The organism is Sphingomonas natans (assembly GCF_030546695.1).
GTDB lineage: Bacteria > Pseudomonadota > Alphaproteobacteria > Sphingomonadales > Sphingomonadaceae > Sphingomonas_I > Sphingomonas_I natans.
Map to the genome: position 1 here is coordinate 477991 of NZ_JAUOTP010000003.1, position 25568 is coordinate 503558.

Annotated in this window: 25 protein-coding genes; 7 read left to right on the forward strand and 18 right to left on the reverse strand. The window is 65.1% G+C overall.

The annotated features are described in order from the left end of the window. Positions 1-136 precede the first annotated feature (136 nt). From Q4F19_RS09030 to Q4F19_RS09050, 5 genes are all read right to left on the reverse strand, one after another. Positions 137-1222 (reverse strand): Gfo/Idh/MocA family protein, encoded by a 1086-nt coding sequence (locus Q4F19_RS09030; RefSeq protein WP_303541734.1) that lies wholly within the window; start codon positions 1220-1222, stop codon positions 137-139. Beyond that, on the reverse strand, positions 1219-2397 hold the full coding sequence (locus Q4F19_RS09035) for an acyl-CoA dehydrogenase family protein (protein ID WP_303541736.1): 1179 nt from the start codon (positions 2395-2397) through the stop codon (positions 1219-1221). The genes Q4F19_RS09030 and Q4F19_RS09035 overlap by 4 nt, the downstream gene beginning before the upstream one ends. Before the next feature lie 4 nt (positions 2398-2401). After that, positions 2402-3373, reverse strand: coding sequence for an acyl-CoA dehydrogenase family protein (locus Q4F19_RS09040; protein ID WP_303541738.1), 972 nt, complete (start codon positions 3371-3373; stop codon positions 2402-2404). A 329-nt stretch (positions 3374-3702) separates the two neighbouring features. After that, complete coding sequence (locus Q4F19_RS09045) at positions 3703-4512, reverse strand: helix-turn-helix domain-containing protein (protein ID WP_303541740.1); 810 nt, start codon at positions 4510-4512, stop codon at positions 3703-3705. Between the two features lie 194 nt (positions 4513-4706). Further along, on the reverse strand, positions 4707-5552 hold the full coding sequence (locus Q4F19_RS09050; RefSeq protein WP_303541742.1) for a sugar phosphate isomerase/epimerase family protein: 846 nt from the start codon (positions 5550-5552) through the stop codon (positions 4707-4709). A 75-nt stretch (positions 5553-5627) separates the two neighbouring features. Between Q4F19_RS09050 and Q4F19_RS09055 the strand changes: the two genes are divergently transcribed. The 3 genes from Q4F19_RS09055 (at position 5628) to Q4F19_RS09065 (ending at position 9537) form a co-directional block, all read left to right on the forward strand. Then, positions 5628-6683 carry a cyclase family protein gene (locus Q4F19_RS09055; RefSeq protein WP_303541744.1) on the forward strand — a complete coding sequence of 352 codons (1056 nt, stop codon included), beginning with the start codon at positions 5628-5630 and terminating at the stop codon, positions 6681-6683. A 51-nt stretch (positions 6684-6734) separates the two neighbouring features. After that, complete coding sequence (locus Q4F19_RS09060) at positions 6735-7610, forward strand: SDR family NAD(P)-dependent oxidoreductase (RefSeq protein WP_303541746.1); 876 nt, start codon at positions 6735-6737, stop codon at positions 7608-7610. Positions 7611-7860: 250 nt separating this feature from the next. Continuing rightward, positions 7861-9537, forward strand: coding sequence for an MFS transporter (locus Q4F19_RS09065; RefSeq protein ID WP_303541749.1), 1677 nt, complete (start codon positions 7861-7863; stop codon positions 9535-9537). Between the two features lie 35 nt (positions 9538-9572). Here the strand turns inward: Q4F19_RS09065 and Q4F19_RS09070 are convergent, their stop codons facing one another. Together Q4F19_RS09070 and Q4F19_RS09075 are read right to left on the reverse strand one after the other, a co-directional pair. Continuing rightward, on the reverse strand, positions 9573-10124 hold the full coding sequence (locus Q4F19_RS09070) for a nuclear transport factor 2 family protein (RefSeq protein ID WP_303541751.1): 552 nt from the start codon (positions 10122-10124) through the stop codon (positions 9573-9575). Positions 10125-10236: 112 nt separating this feature from the next. Further along, entirely contained in the window at positions 10237-10521 is a 285-nt protein-coding gene (locus Q4F19_RS09075) for a hypothetical protein (protein ID WP_303541753.1), read from the reverse strand. 191 nt (positions 10522-10712) lie between these two features. Here Q4F19_RS09075 and Q4F19_RS09080 point away from each other — a divergent pair, with 191 nt between their 5' ends. Next, the gene (locus tag Q4F19_RS09080) at positions 10713-11312 is read left to right on the forward strand and encodes a TetR family transcriptional regulator (protein ID WP_303541755.1); all 600 of its coding nucleotides are present in this window, start codon (positions 10713-10715) and stop codon (positions 11310-11312) included. 36 nt (positions 11313-11348) lie between these two features. On the opposite strand, the gene Q4F19_RS21410 is transcribed toward Q4F19_RS09080, so the two are convergent. From Q4F19_RS21410 to Q4F19_RS09110, 7 genes are all read right to left on the reverse strand, one after another. Further along, the gene (locus Q4F19_RS21410; protein WP_341850174.1) at positions 11349-11537 is read right to left on the reverse strand and encodes a hypothetical protein; all 189 of its coding nucleotides are present in this window, start codon (positions 11535-11537) and stop codon (positions 11349-11351) included. A 105-nt stretch (positions 11538-11642) separates the two neighbouring features. Continuing rightward, positions 11643-12488, reverse strand: a complete 846-nt coding sequence (locus Q4F19_RS09085) for an epoxide hydrolase family protein (protein WP_341850175.1) — start codon at positions 12486-12488, stop codon at positions 11643-11645. Positions 12489-12502: 14 nt separating this feature from the next. Further along, the gene (locus tag Q4F19_RS09090; protein WP_303541757.1) at positions 12503-13630 is read right to left on the reverse strand and encodes an NAD-dependent epimerase/dehydratase family protein; all 1128 of its coding nucleotides are present in this window, start codon (positions 13628-13630) and stop codon (positions 12503-12505) included. A 115-nt stretch (positions 13631-13745) separates the two neighbouring features. Then, positions 13746-16196, reverse strand: a complete 2451-nt coding sequence (locus Q4F19_RS09095; protein WP_303541759.1) for a TonB-dependent receptor — start codon at positions 16194-16196, stop codon at positions 13746-13748. 280 nt (positions 16197-16476) lie between these two features. Next, on the reverse strand, positions 16477-16845 hold the full coding sequence (locus tag Q4F19_RS09100) for a carboxymuconolactone decarboxylase family protein (RefSeq protein ID WP_303541761.1): 369 nt from the start codon (positions 16843-16845) through the stop codon (positions 16477-16479). Between the two features lie 88 nt (positions 16846-16933). Continuing rightward, positions 16934-18124 carry a Gfo/Idh/MocA family protein gene (locus Q4F19_RS09105; protein ID WP_303541763.1) on the reverse strand — a complete coding sequence of 397 codons (1191 nt, stop codon included), beginning with the start codon at positions 18122-18124 and terminating at the stop codon, positions 16934-16936. Between the two features lie 67 nt (positions 18125-18191). Continuing rightward, on the reverse strand, positions 18192-19007 hold the full coding sequence (locus Q4F19_RS09110; protein WP_303541765.1) for an NAD(P)-dependent oxidoreductase: 816 nt from the start codon (positions 19005-19007) through the stop codon (positions 18192-18194). A gap of 279 nt (positions 19008-19286) precedes the next feature. On the opposite strand from Q4F19_RS09110, the gene Q4F19_RS09115 reads away from it, so the two are divergent. Together Q4F19_RS09115 and Q4F19_RS09120 are read left to right on the forward strand one after the other, a co-directional pair. Continuing rightward, the gene (locus tag Q4F19_RS09115) at positions 19287-20054 is read left to right on the forward strand and encodes an SDR family NAD(P)-dependent oxidoreductase (protein WP_303541767.1); all 768 of its coding nucleotides are present in this window, start codon (positions 19287-19289) and stop codon (positions 20052-20054) included. A gap of 68 nt (positions 20055-20122) precedes the next feature. After that, positions 20123-20641, forward strand: a complete 519-nt coding sequence (locus tag Q4F19_RS09120; protein ID WP_303541769.1) for a cupin domain-containing protein — start codon at positions 20123-20125, stop codon at positions 20639-20641. Between the two features lie 48 nt (positions 20642-20689). Here the strand turns inward: Q4F19_RS09120 and Q4F19_RS09125 are convergent, their stop codons facing one another. Further along, positions 20690-21070, reverse strand: a complete 381-nt coding sequence (locus Q4F19_RS09125) for a nuclear transport factor 2 family protein (protein WP_303541772.1) — start codon at positions 21068-21070, stop codon at positions 20690-20692. 215 nt (positions 21071-21285) lie between these two features. Between Q4F19_RS09125 and Q4F19_RS09130 the strand changes: the two genes are divergently transcribed. Further along, on the forward strand, positions 21286-22686 hold the full coding sequence (locus Q4F19_RS09130) for an FAD-binding oxidoreductase (RefSeq protein ID WP_303541773.1): 1401 nt from the start codon (positions 21286-21288) through the stop codon (positions 22684-22686). 355 nt (positions 22687-23041) lie between these two features. On the opposite strand, the gene Q4F19_RS09135 is transcribed toward Q4F19_RS09130, so the two are convergent. The 3 genes from Q4F19_RS09135 to Q4F19_RS09145 all read right to left on the reverse strand — a co-directional run bounded on the left by Q4F19_RS09135 (position 23042) and on the right by Q4F19_RS09145 (position 25553). Next, on the reverse strand, positions 23042-23917 hold the full coding sequence (locus tag Q4F19_RS09135) for an SGNH/GDSL hydrolase family protein (protein WP_303541775.1): 876 nt from the start codon (positions 23915-23917) through the stop codon (positions 23042-23044). A 78-nt stretch (positions 23918-23995) separates the two neighbouring features. Further along, positions 23996-25135, reverse strand: coding sequence for a thiolase C-terminal domain-containing protein (locus Q4F19_RS09140; protein WP_303541777.1), 1140 nt, complete (start codon positions 25133-25135; stop codon positions 23996-23998). 4 nt (positions 25136-25139) lie between these two features. After that, complete coding sequence (locus Q4F19_RS09145; RefSeq protein WP_303541779.1) at positions 25140-25553, reverse strand: Zn-ribbon domain-containing OB-fold protein; 414 nt, start codon at positions 25551-25553, stop codon at positions 25140-25142. Between the last annotated feature and the right edge of the window lie 15 nt (positions 25554-25568).

Sequence of the window (25568 nt, forward strand, 5' to 3'; positions counted from 1 at the left end):
ACCGCTGACCGGACGGATCCATCGGTCGCCAGGACGACATTTGCAAAGTGCGGCTGCCGCCCGTCTGGCGCGCGGGCGGGCTGTGGCACGGTCGCTGCGAGTGGCAACGCGCTTTCGGCGAGCAGTACGATCGCGGTCATGCCCCTTCCTGAACCAGGATCCGGCGTCCCGTTTCGGACGCTTCGTCGATCGCGTCGAGAAGCCGCGTGAGGCGGACGGCACGGTCGAAATCCGGCGCGCTCCGGCTGCCCGTGCGGATGTCCCGCTCCAGCGATGCATAGAGTTCGCTGACATTTGCCGCGGGCCCGGTCAGGCCGGGCGCGGACGCTGCCGGCACGGCGGGCGCACCGACATCGCTGGTCACCGCCAGCACCCCGCCCTGGAACCCGCCGGCGAAATGCCCCTCGATCGTCAGCATGCCTGTTTCGCCGCGCAGTTCGAACAGGAACGTGGGACGCGCCTCGCCGCCCAGTACTTCGAGCGAGGAGACGCAGCCACTCGCATGATGGCCGATCACGAGAATATGATCGGGCGACGTCCGCGCGACGGTTTCGTCCTGTCCCGTCAGCTTCATCTCGGGGAAGCGGATCGTGTTGATGGCGCTTACATCGACATAGGCGCCGACCACGTTCTCGATCGCCGCGAGCGTGTGGCCTCCGGCGATCGTCGACAGCGTCGCGCCGTTCGTCTTGTCCTGCAGATAGGCGTAGAAGGCCGGTGCCTCCCGGCCCCAACCCGCAGTCGGGGAAACGACCCGCAGCGACAGAGGGCGACCGATGGCGCCGTCGCGCACGAGGCTGGCGGCATGCTGCACGGCCTTGGAGTTGGCCCCTTGCAGCCCGATCGCGGCGTGGACGTCTGCGTCGCGCGCGGCTGCGGCCATCTCTTCCGCCTCCGCCAGGTCGCGCCCGAGCGGCCATTCGCAATAGATATGCTTGCCGGCCGCAAGCGCGGCCAGAACGATGGCGCGATGCTCGGGTACCTTGACCGTCACCGAAACGATGTCGATCTCGGGATCCTGAACCATTTCGAGGCTGTCGCCATAGGCCTTCGGCGCGCCGAAGGCGTGCGCGGCCTTGTCCGCGAGATCCTGGCTTCGGGCCGAGACCGCGTGAAGAGCAAGACCGGGCAATGCGGTCACGGCCGGCAGATGGGCGTCCTTCGCCCATGCCCGTTCCGCATTAGCTCCAGCAAAGGCGACCTTGAGGGGAGTGTCGGTCATCGTGCTCTCGGAAGGTCCAGAAGTCGATCTGCGGTGATCTCGCGCTGGATCTCGCTCGTGCCGCCCGAGATGGAGAACACCCAGCTCCACAGATAATCATATGTCCACGGATGGCTCGCGCGGTCACCGTCGAACTCGAGAAAATCCCAGCCCAGCATGTCGCCGACGGTTTCCGACAGCGCCTTGTGGGTCGCGGTGACGGTCAGCTTCATCAGCGATCCCTTGGGGCCTGGCTCCCCGGTCCGGTCGCTTTCGGTGATGTGCGCCAGCGTCATCGCGCGGATCGCCAGCGCGTCCGCCTTCAGTCCGGCCAGCTTCTGGGCGATACCGGCATCCTCGATCGCACGCTGCCCGTTTTCGAGGCGCACCTTTCCGGCCAGATCGATCGCACGGCACACGCGCTCGTACAGATCCAGCTGATCGCCGATGAAACCGAGGCCGCGTTCGAAGGACAGCGTCGACAAGGCGGTCGACCAGCCCTTGTTGATCTGGCCGACCACATTGGACACCGGAAACCGGGCCTCGTCGTAGAAAACGAGGTTCACATGCTCATCCATCAGCATGGTCCGGATCGGTTTGACCTCGATGCCGGGCGTCTTCATGTCCGCGATGAGCCAGGTCAGACCCTTGTGCCGCTCCGAGCCCGGATCGGTCCGGATCAGCAATTCCTGATAGTCGGCATAGACCGCGTCCGTCGTCCACATCTTCGAGCCGGTCACCGCGATGGCGTCGCCGTCGACGACGCCGCGGGTCTTCAGGCTTGCCAGATCGGAGCCGGCGTTGGGCTCTGAGAAACCCTGGCACCACAAAGCCTCGCCCGACAGGATCTTGGGGAGATGGAACGCTTTCTGCTCGTCCGTCCCGCGCGCGATGAGGGTCGGACCGGCATGCATCAGCGCGATATAGGTCGTGTTGATGTAATGAGGCGCGCGGGCGCGCGCCAGTTCCTCGTACCAGATCACCTGCTGAAGGCCCGAAAGACCCAGCCCGCCGAAATCCTTGGGCCAGGCCACGCCCGCCCAGCCATGCTCATATTGCTTGCGCTGCCAGTCGCGGTCGAACTGTGCTGCTGCGGCACCATGCGCCGGCCGCGGCGTCGTCGGCACGTTGGTCGACAGCCAGCCGCGCGCCTTCTCGCGAAAGGCGCGGTCGGCGTCGGAATAGGTCAGATCCATGCGGTCAGTCTTCCACGCGCGCGTCGAGAAGCCGGCCGAGCAGGGCACGCTTGGTGCCGAACACTTTGGCCAGAAACCACGCATGTTTCAGCAGGAGATGGGCGTCATGTTCGTCGGTGACGCCGATGCCGCCATGCAGCTGGATGTTGGCGTCGGCATTGGCGATCGCGGCCTGATTGGCGAGATGCTTGGCGGCATCGAGATGAATGGCCGCATCTCCGCGACCTTCCTTGATGGCCGCGGCCGAGAACCAGAGCTGGCAGCGTGCGGCCTCGGCGCGGAGCGCCATGTCGGCGCAGGCATGACGGACGGCCTGATAGGCACCGATCTTGCGCCCGAACGTCTCACGGACCTTCGCATAGTCGACGATCAGGTCGAGCGCGGCCTCCGCGAGCCCGATCAGCATCGCGGCACTTCCAAGGCGCGCGAGCTGCATGACCTCCGGCCCATCGACCTGCCCGAGCACCGCGTCCGGCATCGCCGTCGAGACGCGCATCGAGGTCGCGGGATCGAGCGACGAGCGCGTCTCAGCAGCAAGCGCCGAAACGTCGCGCAGCCACGCACCGGTTTCATTGACTTCCAGCGCGAGCGCTGCACCCGGTGCACCGAGCAGTCGGAATTCCCCGCCATCGCGGACGGCGAGCGCCACGCCCACATCTCCGCTGATCAGCCGGGCGCGAAGATCGCCGTCCGCGACATGCACCGCCAGGGCCTGCGACAGCACGTCGAGCGAGCCGCACAGGCGACCGATCTCGCGGAAAAACAAGGCATGTTCGACCGCGGTCAGCCCGCTGCCACCCTTGTTTTCCTCCAATGCGAGGGCGAACCAGCCCATCTCGCCCATCTGGCGGCGCAGCGTTCCATTCATGTCGGCCGAGCCGGACTCATGGAGCCGGCTGATGGGCATCACATCGGCAAGGAACCCTGCTGCAGCATCGATGATCTCAATTTCATCACCGTCAGGCGCGAGAAACATCACGCATTCCCGACACGATACCGCCTCTGATTTTGTTCTTGTTCACGATCTCTCCGCTGAGCCCCGTACCGGCCAAAATCGACTTAATGCAATAGCGCATGTCCATTGCCCTTATGTCAATCCACGGCGGGTTGGCTTCCGGGCGGCGATGCGAACACCGCCCCGGCGTTAGAGCGCGCAAAAAAACCGCTCGTCTTTTCACAGCGGAAGGACGGTTGGCACAGCACAGCAAAACGGCCGGGCTTCGCGAAGACGCCCGGCCGCCTGGCCGACTGCATTTAGGGAAACGGCCTGGGGCCGTCGTCGTCGAGATCAGATCGCGTGCCGGATCAGACGGCCCGCATCAACGAGGGCATGTGCGACGGCATCGGTGAGAAATCGTCGCTGCGGTCGGCGCCACAGGATTCCAGGCCAGCCTGCATGGTGGCTATCAGCGCTCCGGGATCTACGGCGCTGTCTTCCGGATAGACGACGCCGACCGCCAGCGGGCGTTCGCCGCCGCCCTGCGGGATGAGCATTGCCGTCACCCGGCCCTGACAGCCAAAGCCGGCCGCGCCCGTCGCATAGCCCTGACGACCGAACTGGGTGACGCGCTCCTGAAGCGCGGAAAAGCTGAATTTGCGATCCTCGGGCGCTTCGGCGTTGAGGCGGCGCAGCAACTTGCCGGACGCGTCCGACGGCAATGTCGAAAGCAGGAGTTGGCCCGCAGCGCTTTCAGACAGGCGTTCGGACGTTCCGCACCCGATGTCGTTGCCGAGGGCGAACATGCCCGGCGACCACCGGAAGATCTGCACATGCGTACCCACCATCCCAAAGAGCGCGACACTGTGCCGGCTGGACTGCGCCAGACGATCGATGAACGAAAAAAGCTGTCCGTTACGGACCATGTCGGGCTGCGCGCCAGAGCCGAGCGTCGCCAGTCGCGGGGTCGGTGTGTAGGTTCGCGAGCGGGGGTCTTTGTACAGAAGGCCCATTTCGACGAGGCTGGCCAGGAGTTCCGAGGTGCTGGACTGGGGCCGGCCATATTGGCGAACGATGTCCATTACCGTCGCCTGCCGATGATTGCCTCCGAAGAACTCAAAGACCTCGATCACACGTTTGGCGATCTTGGTTTTGTTCGATTCAAGGACCGTTGCCATCCCGCTCTCCATGTTTATTTGAACCGAGCATTCCTCCTCGCCACGGGCCCCGTCAATAGAGAAATGACAGGCTATCGTTTTTTTGCGTCGGATCGGCCCGTTTTGCATAGGGTGGTGTGCAATGCGTTGTCTGCCCGCGCCTTCCGAAGGCTTCCAACGATGCCGGGTCACATGCGGACAGCACCGATTCGCGGTCAGGAACCGGCCGACTCGAGTACCGCCGCCAGCCATTCGGCCGCTCGACGAAGCGCTGTCTGCGCGCCCTCCGCCACGATGCGTGGCCCAATGAGCTCCAGGTCATAGAAACCGCGAAAGCCGGCCTCCTCGATGCGCCAGACCAGGTGATGGAGGCCCGCAATGCCGTCCCCGGGCACGGCCCGACAGGGCAGCCCGCGATCTCCGCCCATATAGTCACTCAGCTGGACGATCCGGGTTCGCGAGGCGGTGGCCTTGATCGCCACGTCGATGTCGGCGTCGAACCAGCAGGCGAATGTGTCGAGGCAGATCGCGGTCCCTGCCCGCTCGCAGACGGTCACGAGATCCGAAAGCCGATGCGCGAATGAGGCATCCGCATAGAGATGCGAGGTCGGTTCCAAGGTGAGCGCGACGCCCGCGCGCGCGGCCTGCTCGACACAAGGGGCGATCGCCTCGGCGAAGCGATCATTCGCCTGCGCCCAGGTCAGCTCACCCCGCCCGCCCGTCGTCAGCGTCACCGACGACGCCTCTATCTTTCCCGCGATCTCGATGCTGCGCGCGAGTCTGGCACGCGCGGCGCCTGCCAGGGCGGGCATGGCGAAGCCGAACGCTCGATGGGTGAGCGTCGCCACCTGAAGCCCCGCGTCACGGAGGCGTCGGCCCGCGGGTTCGATGCCGAGCCCGTCCACATCCTCGCAGGTCGGACTGATCGCCGCGCAGCCGAGACGCGCGACACGGTCGATATGCTCCGCAAGCGAGCCGTGATCCAGACTGAGTGTGTTGACGGAGATACGGGAATGCATGCGACGAACCTCGAAACGCGCGACGGCTTCATAGCGCGACACGTTGCAAATGCGCTTCGCTCGTTGCAATGATTCGTCGCCGCAACCTAACGCAGGCACAGGAAGAGGATCCCGGACATGAACGACGGCGTGCTGCCGCGGTGGACCGTCAGGCCCGAAGGATCGAACTGGGGCGATTTCGGACCGGACGACCAACTCGGTCGCCTGAACCTCGTGACGCCGGAGCGTCGCCGGATCGCGGCGCAGGAAGTCCTCGAAGGAATCGCCTTCTGCCTGTCGCTACCTCTCGACTGCCCCCGCAACATCTCCCTGCATCCACGTCGGCAGCCGCCCGAACTCGGCTGGTTCCTGCGGGGCACCGATCCGACGCTCAACTATCCGATGGAGCGGGTCCAGGCCGGCCAGGACGATGTCGTCTGCGACGACAAGGCAGTGATCTCGCTTCAATATTCGACGCAGTGGGACGCGCTCTGCCACATCGGCATGCTATATGATGCTCATGGAACAGGCGAGCGCGAGGCGACGTATTATAACGGCTTTCATGCCGGCGAGCATGTCTGCGGGCCGATCGACTATTCGCACGGCGGAACATCAAAGGATGGGCCTTACGGTGCGCATGCCCTCGGCATCGAGACCATTGCCGAGACCGGACTTCAGACGCGCGGCGTGATGGTCGATCTGCACGCCCATGTCGGGCTCGAACGTGTCGCGGTCGGATATGACCAGCTGATGCGTATCCTGGACGCCGACAGGGCCGAAGTCGGACCGGGCGACGTGCTGGCCTTGAGAACCGGTTTCGACCGGGCTCTGCTCGCGCGGTACGATAACCCGGCCGCGCCATTCGACCAGCAGCGCTGTTCCGGACTGGATGGCGGCGACCCGCTTTTGCAGCGGTGGATCGACGAGAGTGGTCTGGTGGCGATCGTCTCCGACAACGAGGCGGTGGAAGTGCTGCCTACCTCCCATGTCGCCCCGGGGGCCCACGGGCCCCATATTCCGCTTCACAATCTCTGCCTGTTCCGGCTGGGCATTCCGCTCGGTGAAATGTTTCTGCTGTCCGATCTCGCCGACTGGCTACGGGCCCATCAGCGCTCGCGCTTCCTCTTCACCGCGCCACCGCTGCGGCTGCCCCGCGCGGTCGGCTCACCGGTCACGGGTGTCGGCACCGTCTGAGCGGGAGACGGGCATAGCGACCGGATCTGGCCCGCAGAGGAGGCAGACATCTTGGCTGACGAGAGCAAGATCATGACGCAGCAAAGCCTGCAGGCCGTGTCGGCACGCGCGCACGCGGACGGCGCACCGGCTCCGTCCGATCTGTTAGACCTGAAGGGTCGCAATGTCATGGTCACCGGCGCGGGTCAGGGGGTCGGCCGCGCGATCGCGTTGGGTATTGCGCGCAGCGGCGCCGGCGCCATCATCGTCAACGACATCAACGAGGACCGTGCGACAAAGGTCGCGGGCGAAATCGAGGCTTTGGGCGTCCGCGCGTGGCCGATGGCGGTCGACGTCGGCGACCTCGATGCGGTGCGGGCCGGCATCGGCACCGTCGAAGCGGCGCTGGGGCCCATCGCCATCCTCGTCAACAATGCGGGCAATGGCGGCGCCGAAGGGTTTTCGGGATTTCCGGTCTTCTGGGAAAGTGATCCGGCCCACTGGCACCGGTATCTCCACGTCAACCTGTTCGGGGTCATGAACTGCTGCCACGCACTCCTGCCGTCGATGGTGGCGCAGCGCTACGGTCGCGTGGTCACCATCATCTCGGACGCAGCGCGCAATCTCGAGGCGCGACAGGCCGAATATTCCGCCGCCAAGGCGGGTGCTGCCGGCTTCATGCGCAGCATCGCCGCCGATGCTGCGCGCCATGGGATCACCGCCAATTGCGTCGCCATCGCAACGATGCGTCCCGACATGGCGCCGGCGGAGCTCGGGGCCTTCCTTGCCGCCGATCGCACGCGAAGCCAGCTCGCCCGTTATCCGATCCGCCGCTTCGGCCTGCCGGAAGACGTCGTCGCCACGGTTCTGCTGCTGTGCTCGGATGCATCCAGCTGGACGACCGGACAGACCTATGCCGTCAATGGCGGCTACAGCAGTTCGCTTTGACGCCTACCTGGCCTGAGCGTGCCATCTGGCACGCGCCTCTGCGCCGGCCGCTCCGAGCAGCGGACCACAATATCGTCCCGGCGGGACTGAAGTCCCAATCGGCGTTTCAGCGCAGCAATTGCTCGCTTTCAGCTCGGCGAACGTGGACCACGTCGCTGACCAGATCAGGACCGGCGCGACGACGCCCTTACCTGACCGGCTTCATCCCGCGGTGCACGACGACCTGGCACGCTGACTGCGAGGCGACACGATGAGTGAAGACCCCATTCCGACCGCGCCGGCCCGCCCGCGCTTCACGTTGCTCGAGCCATTGCGAGAGAAGACCTACCGGACGATCTGGTCCGCGAGCCTGTTCTCCAACTTCGGCCAGCTGATCCAGGGCGTCGGCGCGGCCTGGCTGATGACGCGGCTGTCCTCCTCGCCCGAAATGGTCGCCCTTGTGCAGACCGCCATCATGCTGCCGCTCATGCTCGTGGCGCTGCCGGCTGGCGCGATCGCCGACATGTTCGACCGGCGCAAAGTCGCTCTCATCGGCCTGCTGTTCGCCTGCGCGATGGCGATCTGCCTGACGACCCTCGCCTGGGCGGGCCTCGTGACGGCCTGGATCCTGCTCGCATTCTGCTTCTTGATCGGCGCGGGCGTCGCGCTGTACGGACCGGCCTGGCAGGCGTCCGTTGGCGAGCAGGTCAGCGGCGAACATCTGCCGGCCGCGATCGCACTGGGGACGATCAGCTACAATGTCGCGCGCAGCTTCGGGCCCGCGCTCGGCGGGATCGTCGTGGCCGCCTTCGGAGCGATGGCGGCGTTCGCGACGAACGCATTATTCTACCTTCCGCTGATCATCGCCTTCCTGCGCTGGAACCGCCGTCACACGCCGTCCCGGCTGCCGCCCGAGCGGATCGACCGCGCGATCGTCTCGGGGGTCCGCTATGCGCTTCACTCGCCGCCCATCCGCATCGTGCTGATCCGCACGCTGGGCAGTGGGCTCGCCGGCGCCTCGGTGTCGGCGCTGACCCCGCTGGTGGCCAAGGACCTGCTCCATGGCGGCGCGAGCACCTACGGGCTCTTGCTCGGCGCCTATGGCGTCGGCGCGGTGCTGGGGGCGCTGCTGCTCGATTTCTTCCGAGGGCGCCTCGAGCCCGAGCAGGTGGCGCGTCTCCTGGCGATGATCACCGGAGCATTGATCGTCGTGGTCGGCATCAGCACGAATGTGGTCGTCACATGCGCGGCGATGATGGGGGCCGGAGCCGCCTGGATGGTCCTGATCGCGCAGTTCAATGTCGGCGTACAGCTGTCGGCACCGCGATGGGTCACCGCGCGCGCGCTGTCCTGCTTCGGCTGTGCGATTACCGGGGGCATGGCGATCGGTGCCTGGCTCTGGGGCTCGGTCGCCGCCCGGCTCGGCACCAGCGACACCATGATGCTTTCGGGGCTCGCGATCGCCGCCACGCCGCTGCTGGGTCTCATCTGGCGACTGCCGAGTGCGACGCCGGACGGCCTGGACATTCACCTTCAGGTGCATCAGCCGGTCGTCGGTCTCCCGCTCACGAGCCGCAGCGGCCCCGTCATCATCGAAGTCGATTATCGGGTTGATGCGTCACGGGCGCGCGAATATTATTCCGCGATGCAGAAGCTGCGCAGCGCGAGGCTCCGCAGTGGCGCTTTCGGCTGGACCCTGGCGCGCGATATCGGCGATCCTGAATTATGGACCGAGCAATATCAGTGTCCGACCTGGGGCGACTATCTGCGCCAGCGCGACCGCATGACCCAGAGCGACAAGCTGCTTCAGGAGGCAGCCGACCGCTTCAACCGGTTCGAGGATCCCAGTCGCGTCCGCCGGCGGCTTGAGCGTCCGACCGGCTCGGTTCGCTGGCGTGCCGACACCCCCGATCTGCAGGATGAGCGGCTGACCGTCCACCGACCTTAAGGCGTGGAGGACAAGGCCCGCCGCGTCCGCCGGTGTCAGGCAGCTTTGGGCCGACGCGGCACGACAGGGCGCTCATAGCTCAAGTCGGTGCGATCGAAGGTTGCCGGGAGCAAGGGGCCGTAACTCGTATCGCCACCGATCGAGAGGGCGTCGGCCGCGTTCGCATGAAGGTCGTACGTCTTCTCGATGACCGTCACGCGATTGGCGATCTTCCATACCCCGCCCCGCCGCTGAAAATGATCGATGTAGCGGCCGATCGAAAACATGTGCGGCGGCGTCAGATTGACGCCGACGAAGGTGTAGTAAGTCTCGGAATAAGCGTCGTCGCCATCCAGCTCGCAATAATGATTGTTGAGCCCATGATGCTGGACACCGGCGAGGCCCTCGCGAGACGTGAAGACCCAGTCGATGAAGTCGTCCGGCGTACCGACGAAACCGTGATGGTCGTCGATCGCATCATCCCAGTAACTGCTGCGGACCATCTCCCGGTCGAGCCGGTCCAGACCGCGCGCATAGCGCAGCAGCAGCGTCCAGATTTCGTGGCGATCGATCAGTTCGCGCAGCTTCCGCTCGAGATCCTGGTCCACGCCCCCCTCCTCCCCATTCTTATCTTGGCGGGGGCGGGGTATCACATTGCACGAAGGGCATTGCAACAAAGAGGGTACAGCAGGACGGGCAGCGGCGCCCGCGGACGCGGGCTCAGAGCTTGGCGAGATCGGCCTTGGCCAGCGATGTCTTCAAACCATTGTCGCCGGCACTGAGCGTGCTGATCGGGATCTCGATGAACTTGCCCGCATAGATCACGCTGACGCTGCTGCCGCGCACGCGGTCGATCCGTCCGACGCGCCGGCCATCGGCAGTGAAGATCGTTGCGCCCTGGGAGACGGCGACGTTGGTCGCCGAGGGTGACGGCGCAGCCTCCTGCGCCGATGCGGGAACGGCGCAGACGGCCAGAGCAAGAGCGAGAGCTGCGGAGATCTTCATGATGGTCACCCTTCAGGTGGCGTTGTCGAACGAGGTAATGGCTCGCTTTATGCAGGTGCCGCATAATTGTCGAGGGTGGTTCGAAAATATTTCCGAGGGCGGTTCGTAAATGTATTTGAAGCCATCGAGTCGGGATCGGAACCGCCCCCTCACCTTTCGGCCCGCACGAAAAAGAGATAGACCCCGCAGCAATGACGACTGAGATCCCGGTACCCCTCTCGCCGATCAAGAAGATGGCCGGACGGCCGCGCAGGTTGACCCTCGACGCGATCGTCGATGCCGCCTGCGACATCGGGATCGCGCGGCTCGAGATGGGTCTGCTCGCCGAGCGGCTCAATACGGGGGTCGCGACGCTCTATGGCTATGTCAAAGGCCGCGAACATCTTCTCGCGCTCGTCACGCAGAGGCTCGCGGGCCAGGCCCTGGTGCCCGACCGGGGCCAAAGCTGGCAGGACATCATCCGCGAGCACGCTGCGGTGACCTTCGCGATCTTCGAGGCGTCGCCCGAGCTTATCACCAACCTGATCGTTGGCGGGGCCGATCTCCAGTCGGCCAGCTATGCGCAGCTGATTCTCGACATGCTGATCGGTCGCGGCCTTTCCCCGCGCGCGGCCGCGAACGTGTATATCGAGGCCAACCAGGTCGTTCTGGGCGCCGCCATCTTCCTGATCCGCAGGCGGGCTTTGTCCGAGGCCATGCTCGATGGCATTGGAGGGGCCGCGCAGCTACCCGACGTGCTCGGCGATTATCGCCCGACGCTCGAACGGATCATCGGCGGGTTCGAGCGATGAACTCTCTGCAAGGCCAGGGCCGAGCGTGACGCGTGGTCAGCGCAGCGCCCTGAAGGTGGTTCGAAGCTCATCGATGAAGATGTCCGGCTGCTCGAAGGCGGCAAAATGCCCTCCGCGCTCCGGCTCGCCCCAATGGATGATATTGGTATAGCGTTTCGCCGCGGCCGCGCGGCTCGGCCGAATGATCTCACCGGGAAAGAGCGAGCAGCCCGTCGGGAGCGACACGGTTTCATAGGCACCGGCCCCGAAGCTCCCAGTAGAGCCGGGCCGACGAAGCGGCAGTCCCGGTCAGCCAGTACAACGTGATATTGTCGAGCATTTCGTCGAGGGTCAGCACGGAGCCGGGATCGCCCCGACAGTCGGACCATTCGAAGAATTTCTCGTAGATCCACGCTGCCTGCCCGACCGGTGAATCCGACAGCCCGTAGCCGATCGTCTGGGGCCGGGTGCGCTGCTGCGCCGCATAGCCGCTGCCGTCGGGTGATAACGGGCCCTGTCGAGTTGGGCCCTCTGCTCACTCTGTGGATCTGCGCTCAGCTCCTCGGCCGTCGGGGGCGGCGCGAGGATGAGGTTGAGATGGATGCCGGCCAATCCGGGAGCCTGCTGGACGGCCATCTCCGTGGTGACGCTCGCCCCCCAATCGCCGCCCTGGGCGCAAAACCGGTCATAGCCCAGACGCCGCATCAGGACCGCCCAGGCCTGCGCGATGCGCTCGATGGTCCAGCCAGGCCTGTCTGGTCGATCCGAGAAACCGTAGCCAGGGAGCGAAGGGATCACGAGGTCGAAGGCATCTGCTCGATCGCCGCCGTAGGCGGCGGGATCGGTCAGCGGGCCGATGACTTTGTGACACTCGATCACCGAACCCGGCCAGCCATGCGTCATGATGACCGGCAGCACGTTCGCTTCCGGGGAGCGGATATGCAGGAAATGGAGATCGAGACCGTCGATCCTCGTCCTGAACTGACCAAAGCCGTTGAGCATCGCCTCGCAGCGCCGCCAGTCATGGCGGGAACGCCAATGCTCGCACAGCCGCTGCATCTGATCGAGCGGCACACCCTGCCGCCAGTCCTCGACGGTCTCCCGCTCCGGCCACCGTATCTGCGAGAGACGACGCTGCAGATCGTCGAGCGCGGCTTGCTCGACGCACAGATGAAAAGGTGTGATCGCCTCGCTCATCCCTGTCTCTCCTCTCAGGCCGGCGCGGCCGGCGGCGGTGGTGGACCCGGCGGAAGCAGCTTCAGGTCCGCCATGGTGGCGAGCGCCGACACCAAGCTTTGCTGGCTGTCCAGGCAATCGCTGAAACCGGCCCGGCGAAGCTTGATGGTGCTGACCAGCATAGGCACGGGGCGCGCCGCCAGACGGGGCCCGAACAGCAGGTCCACATAATGGTGGGATTCGCCGAGGAAGGTCGGGAGATGATCGCACCGCAGGCCGTGCGCTTGCGCGAGCTTCCGCCAGGCAGCGATTGCGTCGGCCCGCGCGAAGAATTCCACCAGCCGTCGCTCGGTCGCGTCGGTGGGCGGGTGACCGAGCGCCGCGCCCAGATCCTGCCAGGAATGGGCCGGCACGAACACGTCGCCGTTGGTGATGTTGAACGTCTCGCCACTGGCGGCGGGCATATCGAAGGCCCACCGAAAGGCGCGGGCCAGCAGCGTGGCATCCGTCGCCTCGAAGAGAGCGTCAGCCGCACCCGGATAGGCAAAGGGCCGGCCGAGAGCGTGGCACAGGGCTGAATAAGCCCCGATCGCGAGCACCGGGTTCATGGCGACGCCGGCCGCGGTCCCGACGAGAACCTGGGGCCGGAAGATGGTGACGGCAAATCCGTGGATGCCCGCCTGCTCACGCGCATGATCTTCGTGCAGCCAGTAGAAATTGGCGTGGTCGTCGCGCGGGCGATCCTCCCGGGCCGGGATGCGGACCGGATGATGATGGCCGCCATAGGCCTTGGTGCCTTGAAGCACGATAACGTGCTGCAGCGGGTGCCGCGCCACCAGCGCGTCCAGGACATTCTTGAACATGCGCCCGTTTTCGGCGATCAGGTCCGCGTCGCGCCAACCGGCGACAAGGCCGGGCTTCTCCCTCACGGCGGCATAAACGAGATGCGTGACGGGCGACAGCTGCTGCAGCGCCGCAAGACAGCCGGACGGATCGCCGAGATCGACCGGGAGATGGCTGTGATGCGCCGCCGGGGCCACGACCGGAGGCCGGCGCGAGAGCCCGGTCACGCTCCAGTCCTGCGACCGGCCGAACAGATCGATGGCGGCGGTTCCGATGACGCCGCTGGCGCCAACAATCAGCACATGCCCTTTGGCGGCCAAGGCTCATACCCTTTCGATCGACCCAGGCGCAGCCGGAAGGATCTCGACGAGGTCCGTTCGACGCAAAAAGGGCGCCCGGACCGCCGATCCGGACGCCCAGCGCAGCATCACACCCTCAGAAGCTGAGCCCCAGATCTAGCCCGAAGGTGCGCGCCGGTTCGAAATTGACGTTTGCGAGAAATCCGTTGGGAATGATCGCGTAAGTGGACGACTTGTTGTCGAACATGTTGCGCGCCCAGACTGACACCTCGACCTTCGCCCCTGCAATCTTGATGTCCGAGATGCCCGCGCGACCGTTGACGATCCAGTGCGCCGGAGACACCCGCGCCGCATCGAGATAGCTCGCCGGACGATGCTGATTGGGATCAAGCGCCATTTTCGAACGCCAGTTTCCGTCGACCCGGATGATCGCTCGAGCATCGTCGAAGATCGGCCGGCTCTCGAACTGCCCCCACACGGTCCCGGTCCATTTCGGACGCAGGGTCGGCACGAATTCTCCGGCGCCCGAGGCGAGCAGGACCGGCGCCACGTCCTTGAACGTCGTCTTGGTGTAGCCAAGGCTGCCGCCCGCGGTCAGGCCGTGCGCGATCAGCCCCGTACCTTCGAATTCGAAGCCCTTGGCCGTGACGGGGCCACCTTGGGGAATAATGAACGTGGTCAGCACGTCTTGGTTAGGAAAGGTCCCCGGCGAGAAGCTGCTGCCACTCGCGGCCGACTGCACATTCTTGTACTTGGCGTGGAACACCGCGAGGTTGGTGCGGATGCGGCGATCGAACAGGTCCGCCTTGATGCCGCCCTCATAGGACGCGACCGTCTCAGGGTCGAACTCGATCGTGCCGACCTTGCCGCCTGACACGAATGCCGTCGAGAATTTCGCATAAACGAGGAGATCCCGCGACGGCTTGTAGTTCACGCCCACGAGATAGGACGGCTTGGTCTTCTTGTAGGTGAAGTCGATGGCCGTCAGAGCCGTCGGCAGACCGTAGATGAACGACCCCGACTTCTTGTCATGGGTGACGCGGATTCCGCCGACGAGGTCGACCGTACTCAGAACGTGGAACTCTGCCTGCGTGTAGGCTGCAAGCGACGTTGCCTTGTTGTAGGAGATACCCTGGCTGGCGATGGGCAGCACACCGTTGGGGACGATGGCGAAGGTCGTCGTTCCGCCCAGCCCCTGCTGCGTACCGGCGCGGTCCTTCCCGTGAAACCACAGGGCACCGGCCGTAAGGGTGACAAAGTCGGATTCGAAATTGGCCTGAAGTTCGTCGCTATATTGCGAGCTCGTTCCGTAGGAGGACGATCCCAGGATGACGAAGGGCTGGCCGACACTGGACGCCAGACCACGGGCAAATGCACCGATGGTAGCGGCCTGTACGGCTGGCGATGCGGTGGCGAGCCCCGGCACCGACGAGAAAGCCGCAAACGTGGCATAAGGCACGACTGTCTGGGGCGTGAATGTCAGCGCCGCGAGGCCGTCGATCGGCGCCGTCGCGAATATGCTCGATTTGCGATAGGCAGCGATATTCTTGAACGTCAGGCTATCGCTTGCCCGCAGATTGCTCGTCAGGCTGTGGCCCTGGACCTTCTGATCGACAACCGTGCTCCAGCTGTTGAACACCGCATCCGGGCGCCGGCCGTCCGAAGCGATGGGAAACGGCGTCGGCTGGCTTGAGATCAGCGACCCAATCAGGTTGCCGATCAGCGGAAAGGTGGGATCGTAGCCGACGAAGGCCGAGGCCTCGGGCGTATTCTTGCTCTTGCTATAGTCGAATTTGTAGACGGTCGAGAAGGTGTCGCTCGGCTCGAATTTCAGCGCGGCAAAATAGGAATCGGAGTTGCGCGTTCCCAGCCATTTCGGCGACGTCTGCAGTTTGCCGTCCGGGGAGTTGCGGCGGTCCCAGACCTGCCCGGCGCCCAGATTGCGGACTTCGCCACGCTTGTAATAGTGCACGAAGCTTGCGTAGCCGCTGAACGGTCCGACCTGCGGGAGGTCGACGCCGACCTGGATGCGGTTCTGATCATAATTGCCGACGGTCAGCTTGGTCTTGACGCCGAACTGGCCGGTGGGATCGCGTGTCGTCACGCTCATCGCGCCGGCGGTCGCGTTGCGACCGAACAGCGTGCCCTGCGGACCGCGCAGCATCTCGATGCGGGTAACGTCGGGCAGATCGAAGATCGAACCGCGCGGCGACGAAATGTACACGCCGTCGAGATAGATCGACACTTGCTTGTCCGAGCCGGGAACGACACCGTAGCTCACCGCACCGCGAATGGTGAAGGACGGCACGCCGACGCCGCCGGCGGATGGCCGCACGGTGACACCCGGCGCGAGCCCCGAAATATCGTTGATCGTCGTCACGCGGTTCGTCGCCAGCGCTGTCCCAGTCAGCGCCGTGACGGCAATCGGCACGTCCTGCACGCTCTGCTCGCGCTTTTGCGCGGTGACCACGATGTCGGCGAGCGCCTCGGGCTCCAGCGGAGCACTCGCCTGCGCGAAGGCCGGCGCTGCCGCGATCGCACCGATGCTGACGCCGAGCAGCAAAGACCGTAAATTTGTCCTTTGCATGAGATCACTCCCCCTTTTTTAGTCCGTCGATCGGACGTTTCTGTTGCCTTGGGCCCGATGGCCGTCTGCCGTTGGGTTAATGCCCATCGAAAGTAGCAATCTTGGTCGGGGCAGGCAAAGCGCCTTTTGCGGAAGAAGCGCAACGTTCCGCGGGAAAGCCCGCAACAAATCGCTCTGGCGATGCCCCGTACCAAGCAGTCCAAGGCTCGTGTAGAATGCTATGCAACGATTGCGTTTCACATTGTGAACGGTCAGCGGCGGCGCAGGGCGCGCCTGGGCGCTAGAGGAGCTGGTCTTCCTGCGCGCGTGCGATCTCGTCGAGGATCCGTTCGACCTCGACGGCTTTTGGAAAGCCCTGGAAAATCGCGAACTGCAGGGTGAATTCCCGCAGCTCCGGCATCGTCAGGTCTCCGCTCGCCAGGCCGGCCAATGCGTAAGCGTGGATCGCGGTGGGAGATCCGGCCGCGGCCACACTGGCGAGCGTGATCCAGCGGCGCGAACGGCGGTCCAGACCCGGTCGGTTCCAGACCTCGGCGAAAACGAAATCCTGTGCGGCAACCATGAGGGGCGTGGCGGGATCGCCCGCCGGCAAGCCCAAAATCTCCTCGAAGGTCTGGCGCCCTGTCGCCCGTCGCATCTCCTCGCTCATTCCCTCGCGCCCTCTTGTGCATGCTGGCCGATGCCATCCTAGGCATCGCCGACGCCTACCTGCCCCCGCCGCTTCCTCATTCCCGGCCTCAGTCGGAAAGGTAGGCTGCCGTATCGACCCACGCTCGACGTTCGTTCGCGGCGTACAGCGCTTCGATCAGCCCCTGGACTTCGGCGGCCCGGGCAAAGCTCGGTAGCGGGGTGCTCCCGGTGCGGATGCCGGATACGACGGTGGAGAAAAGCCTGGCCAGCGAGATACGCTGCCCGCCATTGAGAAGGTCCGATGCCTCCTCCTCGCAGGGGCGACCGGAGACCATCATCAGCCGCGAGGGCACCGGGACCACCGCCCCGTCCGGAGCCAGGGTCATCGAATTGCCGCCGGCATAGAGCTGCGCGCTGTCCACGCTGGGATAGCGTAGGGCGGTCAGGTGCAACCTGCCCTTGGTCCCCATCGCTTCGAGGCTGAAGCCCGGGCTGTCCGCACCGACCCAGGATGTCGTGAGCGTCCCCATCGTTCCGTTGGCGAACGAGAGCAGAGCGTGCGCGGTGTCGTCGGTCTCCACCGCCCTGCGCTCGCCATCCGGCATGGCCCAGGTCTTGACCATCGTTTGAATATGGCTCGAGACCGATTGGATCGGGCCGAACAGATGGCGCAGCGCGTGCAGCATGTGCGAGCCATGATTGCGGGTGACGCTTACCCCCAGACCGGCCTTACCGAACCACGTATAGGGAAATCCCGGCATGATCTGAAGGAAGAAGGAGAGGTGCCACGAGCAGTGGACCTGCAGCACCTCGCCGATCTCGCCGGCCTCGACCATCTCCTTCATGAGCGCCAGGTGCGGAAGACCGAGCAGGCTTGCGGCCGCAGCGCCGACGCGCCCCTGGTCCGCGCGCAATGCTTCGAGGCGACGCGCGCCAGCGGCGCTCGCGGCAAACGGCATCTGGTTCACGACATGCTTGCCGGCTGTCAGGGCTGCGGTGACGATCTTCTCACGCAGGACCGGATTGGTGCCGGCGTCGATCAGGTCGATCTCCGGATCGGCGCACATCGCCTCGAAGTCCCAGAATGGCCGATCGACCGCGAACTGCTGCGCCGCGGCTTCGGCCGTCTCCCGGCGCGAGGTGCAGATCGCGGTCACCTCGACATCTTCGCAGAGCGTCCGCCACGCCGGCAGGTGCGCGACCGCCCCCCAGTTCGCGCTGACGATGCCGACTCTCAGTTTCTTGGTCATCCCGTCCCCCTGCCCGTCCTTCGAAACAGCGGCCCGCGACACGCGCACCGGTCCGCACCCGCACCAAGCAGGCTGACCGGCAGGATCGCGAGGCGAGGCTGCGTGCCGCCGCCGATCACTCTGCGACCTCGGGCCGGGCGAAATATGCGGCCGTGGCTGCGAACGGCGCGACGTCGAGGCCGGCTCTGTCGGCATTGGACATAGCCAGCGCGACGTCTTTCTCGAGATAAGGTCGAATGGCCTGCATCACTATCGCGGACGGCGCGGGGTGAGCGAGCAGCTTCAGCGCATAGCTTGCGCCGCTGCAGGTCTCCATCAGCTCCGCTATGAGGTGCGGCGTGAAACCCTGCCGCTCGGCCAGAGCCACGGCCTGTGCCGCGTTCATGAGGTTCGTGGCGAACAGGAGATTGTTGATCAGCTTGAGCTTCTGGCCATCCCCTGTCGGGCCAACCCGGACGATCCGGCCGGCATAATGCCCGAGCAAAACCCTGACCCGATCGAGCGCGGCCTCTTCGCCCCCCACCATCAAGGTCAAGGTCGCGGCCGCCACGTCGGCAGGGCCGCCGCTGAAACAGGCGTCGAGCACATCGACACCGGCGGGTGCCCGCTGCGCGATGTTCCGCATCACGTCGGGCGAGCCGGTCGTATGGATAATCAGGGTCGATCCTGGCGCCAGTGCGGCCAGAGCGCCTTGGCGCAGCAGAATGTCGCACACCTGCTCGTCGTCATACACGCACAGACCGAGTATATCGCTTTGCGACGCCAAGGCGGGATAGTCCGGGCATTGCCCCGCCCCTGCTGTGCGCACGTCGGTCAGTCCCACCCCGCGCGGATACACCATGACCTCTTCGCCGGCCGCGATCAGCCGCTTGACCATCTGCGTCCCGATACTGCCGAGACCGATCCAACCGATCCGCCGCTTTCTGGGCATGCTTTCCCGCCTCACAGCCGCCCGAACTGGCCCATCCCGATAAGGCGTCTTGCCTCACGCTAGCCCGAAGCTTCCGCAGCCCGAAGCTTCCGCCCAAGGTTGTGCGATCGGTCGACGACAGGAGCGTGGAAGCACGCATGGTTATCGTCAACGCGGGCGGCCCGCTGATCGCCGGCACGATGGTTGTAATGCATCGCTCCACTGGTATTTCATCGGACGCCTATACGGACCGCCCCGGTTGGAGCAGATCATGGCCGTGCGAAGACAAGCAGGGACGATATGGACATCTCGAACGGATCCGTACTGATCAGTGGCGGCGCAGGTGGCTTCGGCGGGGCGACCGCGCGGCGGCTGGCTGCGCTCGGCGCGAAAGTGGTTCTGGCAGATCTCGCAGACGAGCGAGGTGCCGAGCTCGCGGCGGAAATCGGCGGCCTTTATGTGCAGACCGACATCATGGACGAGACGTCCATCCAGGCCGCCATTGATGCGGCGATTAGCCTTGCACCGCTTCGAGCGGCGGTGATCGCCCATGGCGGACCACCGCCCCCCGACAAAGGCGGCCGCACGATCGGACGCGATGGGAGCCGTGTCAGCATCGCCCATTTCGCTCACCTCGTCAGCGTCTACCTGGTCCAGGCCTATGCCGTCAGCAGCATGGCGGCACAGGCCATGGCGACCAATGAGCCGCTCGCGTCCGGGCAGCGCGGGGTGATCGTCAACACCGCGTCCATCGCCGGGTTCGAAGGTCAGCCCGGTCAGGTGCCGTATGGGGCGGCCAAAGGCGGGATCATCTCCATGGCGCTCAATCTGGCGCGAGACCTCGCGCCGCTTGGCGTGCGCTCCATGGCGATCGCGCCCGGGACGTTTCTGACCTACGCCTATGCGCAGATGGGCGCCAACAAGGCCCAGGAAACCTTCGGCCCCATGGTGCTCAATCCCAAGCGCATGGGTGAACCAGAAGAATATGCGATGCTGGCACAGCAGATCATCGAGAATGATTTCCTCAATGGCACGACTATTCGCCTGGACGGTGGACAACGCTTTTAGCGGCCCCTCCCCTCACGCAAGCGATACTCTCAGGATGGCGAACCATCCGATTTCCAAGGAGCGGAAGCATGGCTGAAGAGGCAGAGAAAAAGAGCTTCACCATCTATCGGGCAAAAGATGCGCCGACCTTGATGGAGTCGGGACATATGGCGATCGCGCCGATCAGCGCCGAGCACCGCGCCGGTGTGATGAAGGCCGTCGAGGCTGGGTACACGAAGGGCGATGTCGTTCGCGTCCTCGTCGATCTGCCGGGCTTCAGCCTGACGCACGCATGGCTCAAGAAGCACTATCCGCTCGCGCTGCACACGCACGATTCCGACTGTCTGTACTATATCGTGGCGGGGTCGCTGAGGATGGGAACGGAAGACCTTGGCGCCCAGGACAGCTTTTTCGTGCCCGCCGGTGTCCCGTACACCTACCGGCCGGGCCCGGACGGCGTCGAAGTCCTGGAATTCCGCCACGCGACCCAATTCGACTTCGTCAATCTGTCCAAGACCGCCACGTTCTGGGAAAAGGCGACGCAAATCGTGAAGGACAATGTCGCCGATTGGGAGGTCGCCACGCCGCCCTCGCAAATGGCGCGCTGAGGCGACGCCGCCGGGCGCCGGCGGCCCTCACGCATCGGCGACCGGCAATCAGGCCTTGATGGGGGTCGACTGGAACGTAAGCATGCGCCAGGCGCCGGCGGTCTCGCCCCATATCGCCGTAACCCTGTTGTCCAGCTGCTTCTCGGTGCCGTCGACGCGCAAATGTGTGGCCATACGCCCGGCCAGCAAGGCATGGCCCGCCCCCAGGCCGATGACCTGCGCCTCGGGCCAATCGATCGCGATATAGTCGATGCGGCCGGCCGCCATCTTCGCCATATAGGCACACTTGTCGTCGACCATGCCGGTCGCGTGCGCGAAGATCAGGCGTTCATCCAGTAGACCATCAAGCTGAGACAGATCCTTCTGCAGCATCGCTGTACATCGCAGCCGCTCCGCATTTCGGATCGTAACGCTCAATTCCTGGCTCATCTTACGCTCGCCATTCCGATGTCTTGGACCGCGCCGGGTGACCGGATTCAGACCCGGAGTGCGGCTTGGGACGGCGCTGCAGGCCGTGTCAATCAAGCGGCGGCCCGGACGCCTTGGACAGGCTCACTTACCGCCCGCACGATGGCGAAGGCCCTGTATCTTGCGCTGCCAGCCCCAAAGGCGGCAGACGCCTCGGCGCGAAGGGCGAGGATATGATGAGCGACGAACTGGCTCGGCAACTGGCCGCAATCGTGGGAGAGCGCCACGTCCAGGCCGGGGGGGACATCGCCGAACGCTATCGCATCGATATTTCGAGAAAATACAGCTCCACTCCTGCCTTTGCCGTCAGGCCCGGCAGCACGCAGGAGGTGGTCGCCATCATGAAGCTGGCCCACGCGGCGGGTGTACCGGTGACGGCGATCGGGGGGCAAAGCGGGACATGCGCCTCGGCGGTGCCGGCCAATGGCGGGATCGCCTTGTCTCTCGAGCGCATGAATCAGGTGCTGGAGATCGACCGACTTTCGATGACGATGACGGTCGAGGCCGGCTGTATTCTTCAGATCGCCCAGGAGATGGCGGAGGCGCAGGGCGCGCTGCTTCCTCTCGACCTTGGCGCACGCGGCTCAGCGATGATCGGCGGCGTGATCGGCACCAACGCCGGCGGCAACCGCGTGCTGCGCTGGGGCATGATGCGCGACATGGTGCTGGGCCTGGAGGCAGTTCTGGCAGACGGCACCGTGCTGTCATCGCTCACGAAGATGCTCAAGGACAATGCCGGCTATCACTGGAAACATCTCCTGATCGGCAGCGAGGGCACGCTCGGCATCGTCACCAAGGCTGTCATTCGCCTGCGCCCGCTGCCGACGTCTCGGCAGACCGCGCTGATCGCTTGCCCGAGCTTCGAGGATGCGATCGGCGTGTTGCGGGGACTCGAAGTCACCCTGTCCGGCCGATTGTCGTCGTTTGAGCTTATGTGGGGTGATTTCTATGAGGCGATGACCGAGGCGCAGCTTGAGCAGCGGCCACGCCCGATGCCCCTCGGCCACGCCTTCTATGTCGTTGTCGAAGCGATGGGAGGCGACGAGGAAAGCGACAGCGCGCAGTTCGAGCGGTCGCTGATGACACTGGTCGAGGATGGAAAAGTCGTCGATGCCGTGATCGCCCAGTCCGATGCCCAGCGCGAGGCGATCTGGGCGGTGCGCGAAGACATGACCCCTGGTCTGGCGCCGCGGCGCCCCTTCTCCTCGTATGACGTATCCATGGGCGTCGGCGACATGCCCGCGTTCGTCGCCGCTGCGCGCGCCAACGTTCTTGCGGCCTTTCCCGAGGCCGCCATGCTGTTCTACGGCCATGCGGGCGACGGCAACCTTCACGCGATCCTGAGCGTGGGCGAGACGAGCAAGGACATTCAGCGCAGCTTCGACACCGCCATCTATGACGCAGTGCGGCAGGTGGGCGGATCGATCGCCGCCGAACATGGGATCGGGACCACGCGAAGCGCCTATCTGTCCTGGGCCCGCTCCGAGGCGGAAATCAGCCTGATGCGCACCATCAAGGCCGCGATCGACCCGACCAACATTCTCAATCCGGGCAAGGTTCTGGCGCCGCTCGCCTGAGCCCTCCCGTCCGCCGCGCCGGCAGTGTGCTTGAATGTTCCCAAAAAGCTTACATTGCCGAGATTATCGCCGACACGGCGAAAAAACGAGATAGTCTCATTTCTTGTTTGCGTTGCAGTGAGGCTAAGGCAGGGTGGCCCTGCCTTTCAGGCAGCCTCTCCTAATCTGGGCCGGCCGAAAGGCTCGCCCGTTTTTTCGGCCGCCACCCAAAACGTCCCGCGACGGCGACGGGCGGGACTGCGCGCCGGCGGGAGAGCCAGGCTCCCTGAATCCGGAAGAAGACAAGCGCCCACCAGTGGCGGGATCCTCGAAACCCGGTCGGTCCTAGCCTGGCCCAGCTTGCGGTCCGCACCCACTACGAGACGGGGTTCAGCCCGAAGGCGCGAGCCACCAGACGGGCCGTCGCCTCGGTTCCTTTCAAGGTCGGATGAAACGGCGCACCCTGGCGGGGAGCCGCGCCATTGACCCAGGGCTCGGATGAACAGGCGTCGTGCCCCTTGCCGATCACGGCCATGTCGACCACCTGTGCCCCTCCTTCCCGCGCGGCCGCTCTCGTCACGCCGGCCAGGGTTTCGGCCACCGGACGCATGAGGGCGACCTGATCTGCGGTCAGGCCCAGGGCCGCGCACGTGCCGTGCTCCGGCAGCGCCGGCGGATAGCTCACGACGACGATCCGTGCTGCCGGTGCGCGATTTCGTGCGGCTGCAATCGCGCCCCGGATGTCGGCCTCGACCTTTTTGAAATCGCGCTCGGACGATGCGTGGGGGGCGTGCATCAGCTTGCCCATGAGCCCGAGCAATCCGCCCCGGTTGCGATAGGCCATGCCGACGAGATCACCGATATAGGAGACGTCGTTGCCACCGGCCGTCAGGGTCACGTAACGGGTGGCCGGCGCAACGGCCGCGACCTGAGGCCCCTGAAAGAATTGGCCGCCTTCCTTCACCTGCGCGGCCGTCGATCCCGAACAGCTCATGTCGACAAGCGGCAGGCCGGCCGCGCGCGCAAGGCGCTGTGGATAACCGTTTAGGCTTCGCTGGCAGGCCAGCGGACTCCCGGGAGCGCGCCCCTCAAGTCCCAGCCCCGCCGCAAAGGAGCTGCCGAGCGCGACATAGACCGGATTTCCCGAAGGACGTTGCCGCCCCTGATAATAGACTGTGCCGATCAGGGCCGCGACACCGGCGACAATCAGCACCACTAGGCCGAGCGCGACGCGCTTGACGATTTTCACCATTCACACTCCGTCATCACAATCCGGCTGCCGTTGCGCCGGCCTCAGATCGCGGCGTTCGGACAGGGAACGCCAGCCCCGTCAAAGCTCGTTCGTGAAGACGAAGGTTCCGGCCGCGCTGAACATGTTGCCGACCCCGTGACACACCGAGATCTTCGCATCGGCGACCTGCGCAGCCGCGGTTCCGCGCATCTGGCGCACGCTCTCCTGGAGCGCATACATGCCGTACATCCCCGAATGCATATAGGACAGGCCACCGCCATTGGTGTTCATCGGCAGTTCGCCGCCGGGCGCTGAGCGACGCTCGCGGAGGAAATCCTTGGCCTCGCCTCGCTTGCAGAAGCCGAGATCCTCAAGGCCATAGAGCGGGACGTGGGCGAAGGCGTCGTAAATCATCAGATGATCGACGTCGGCATGACGAATACCGGCGGACTCGAACGCCGCCTTTCCAGAAACCCGGAAAGAGGCCGAGCTCGTGAAGTCGGCCATCATGCTGATGGTCGGGTTCTCGACAGCCTCGCCGCTGCCCATGATATAGACCGGCTTGGTCGGGAAGTCCTTCCCCCGGTCGGCGCGGGTGAGGATCAGAGCCCCGCCCCCGTCCGTGACCAGGCAGCACATCAGTTTCCGGAACGGATACGCGATCATCGGCGAGTTCATCACGTCGTCGATCGTGATCGGCGCCTTGAGCGTGGCGCGCGGGTTCATCGCGGCCCATTCACGCTGCACGACGGCGACGCGCGCCAGATCTTCCTGCGTCGTGCCGGTGTCCTTGAGGAACCGCAGGACCGGGACGGTGAACTGAGTCACGGGCGCTGCAATGCCGTAGGGCATCTCGAACTGACCGAGGAAGTTGGCGGGGTTGGCGCCGTAGCGCGGCGGGGCAACCTGCGATCGCCCGGATTCGCCATGCGTGACAAGCACGGTGTCGCAATAGCCCGCCGCGATCGCCGCCGCGGCATGGCGCACGTGAAGAAAATAGGAGCAGCCCCCGACACTCGTGCCATCAACCCATTTCGGCGTGATGCCGAGCGAGGCGGCGACGTTCCACGGATGCTCGCCGGCGGTCGCGATGCCGTCGATGTCCTTCGGCTTGAGACCCGCATCCTCGAGCGCGTTCATGGCGCAGTCGACATTGAGACCCAGCGTCGAGAGTTCCGGGATGACGCCGAGCCGGGTCGTCTCGGCCGCGCCGACGATCGCAATGGTGTTTGGTTTCATCGGATCAGCCTTGTGCCGGTCGGAAGAAAGGCAGGGTGATCGCGTCATTCTGCCGGATAAAAACGACCTCGACGGGCATGTCGAGGATCAGCGCCTCGGGGGTCTGCGGACAGTCGATGATGTTGGTCATCATCTTCGGTCCTTCTTCCAGCAACACGACGGCGATCGAATGCGGGTCCTTGCCCATGTCGGGCCGGGGGCGCTGGTTGATGATGTAGGAGTGCAGCGTCGCGCGCCCGCTCGCGGCGAAAATCTCGATGTCCCGCGCCGCGCATGACGGGCAGACGGGGCGTGGCGGAAAATAGGCCTGCGCGCAGGCGCGACAGCGCTGGAGCCGGAGTTCGCTTTGCGCACAGCCATCCCAGTAATGCTGGGTTTCCGGCGTCGGCTGGGGCAAGACCGTGCGAAGGATGGTCATGACGTTCCTCGAGCG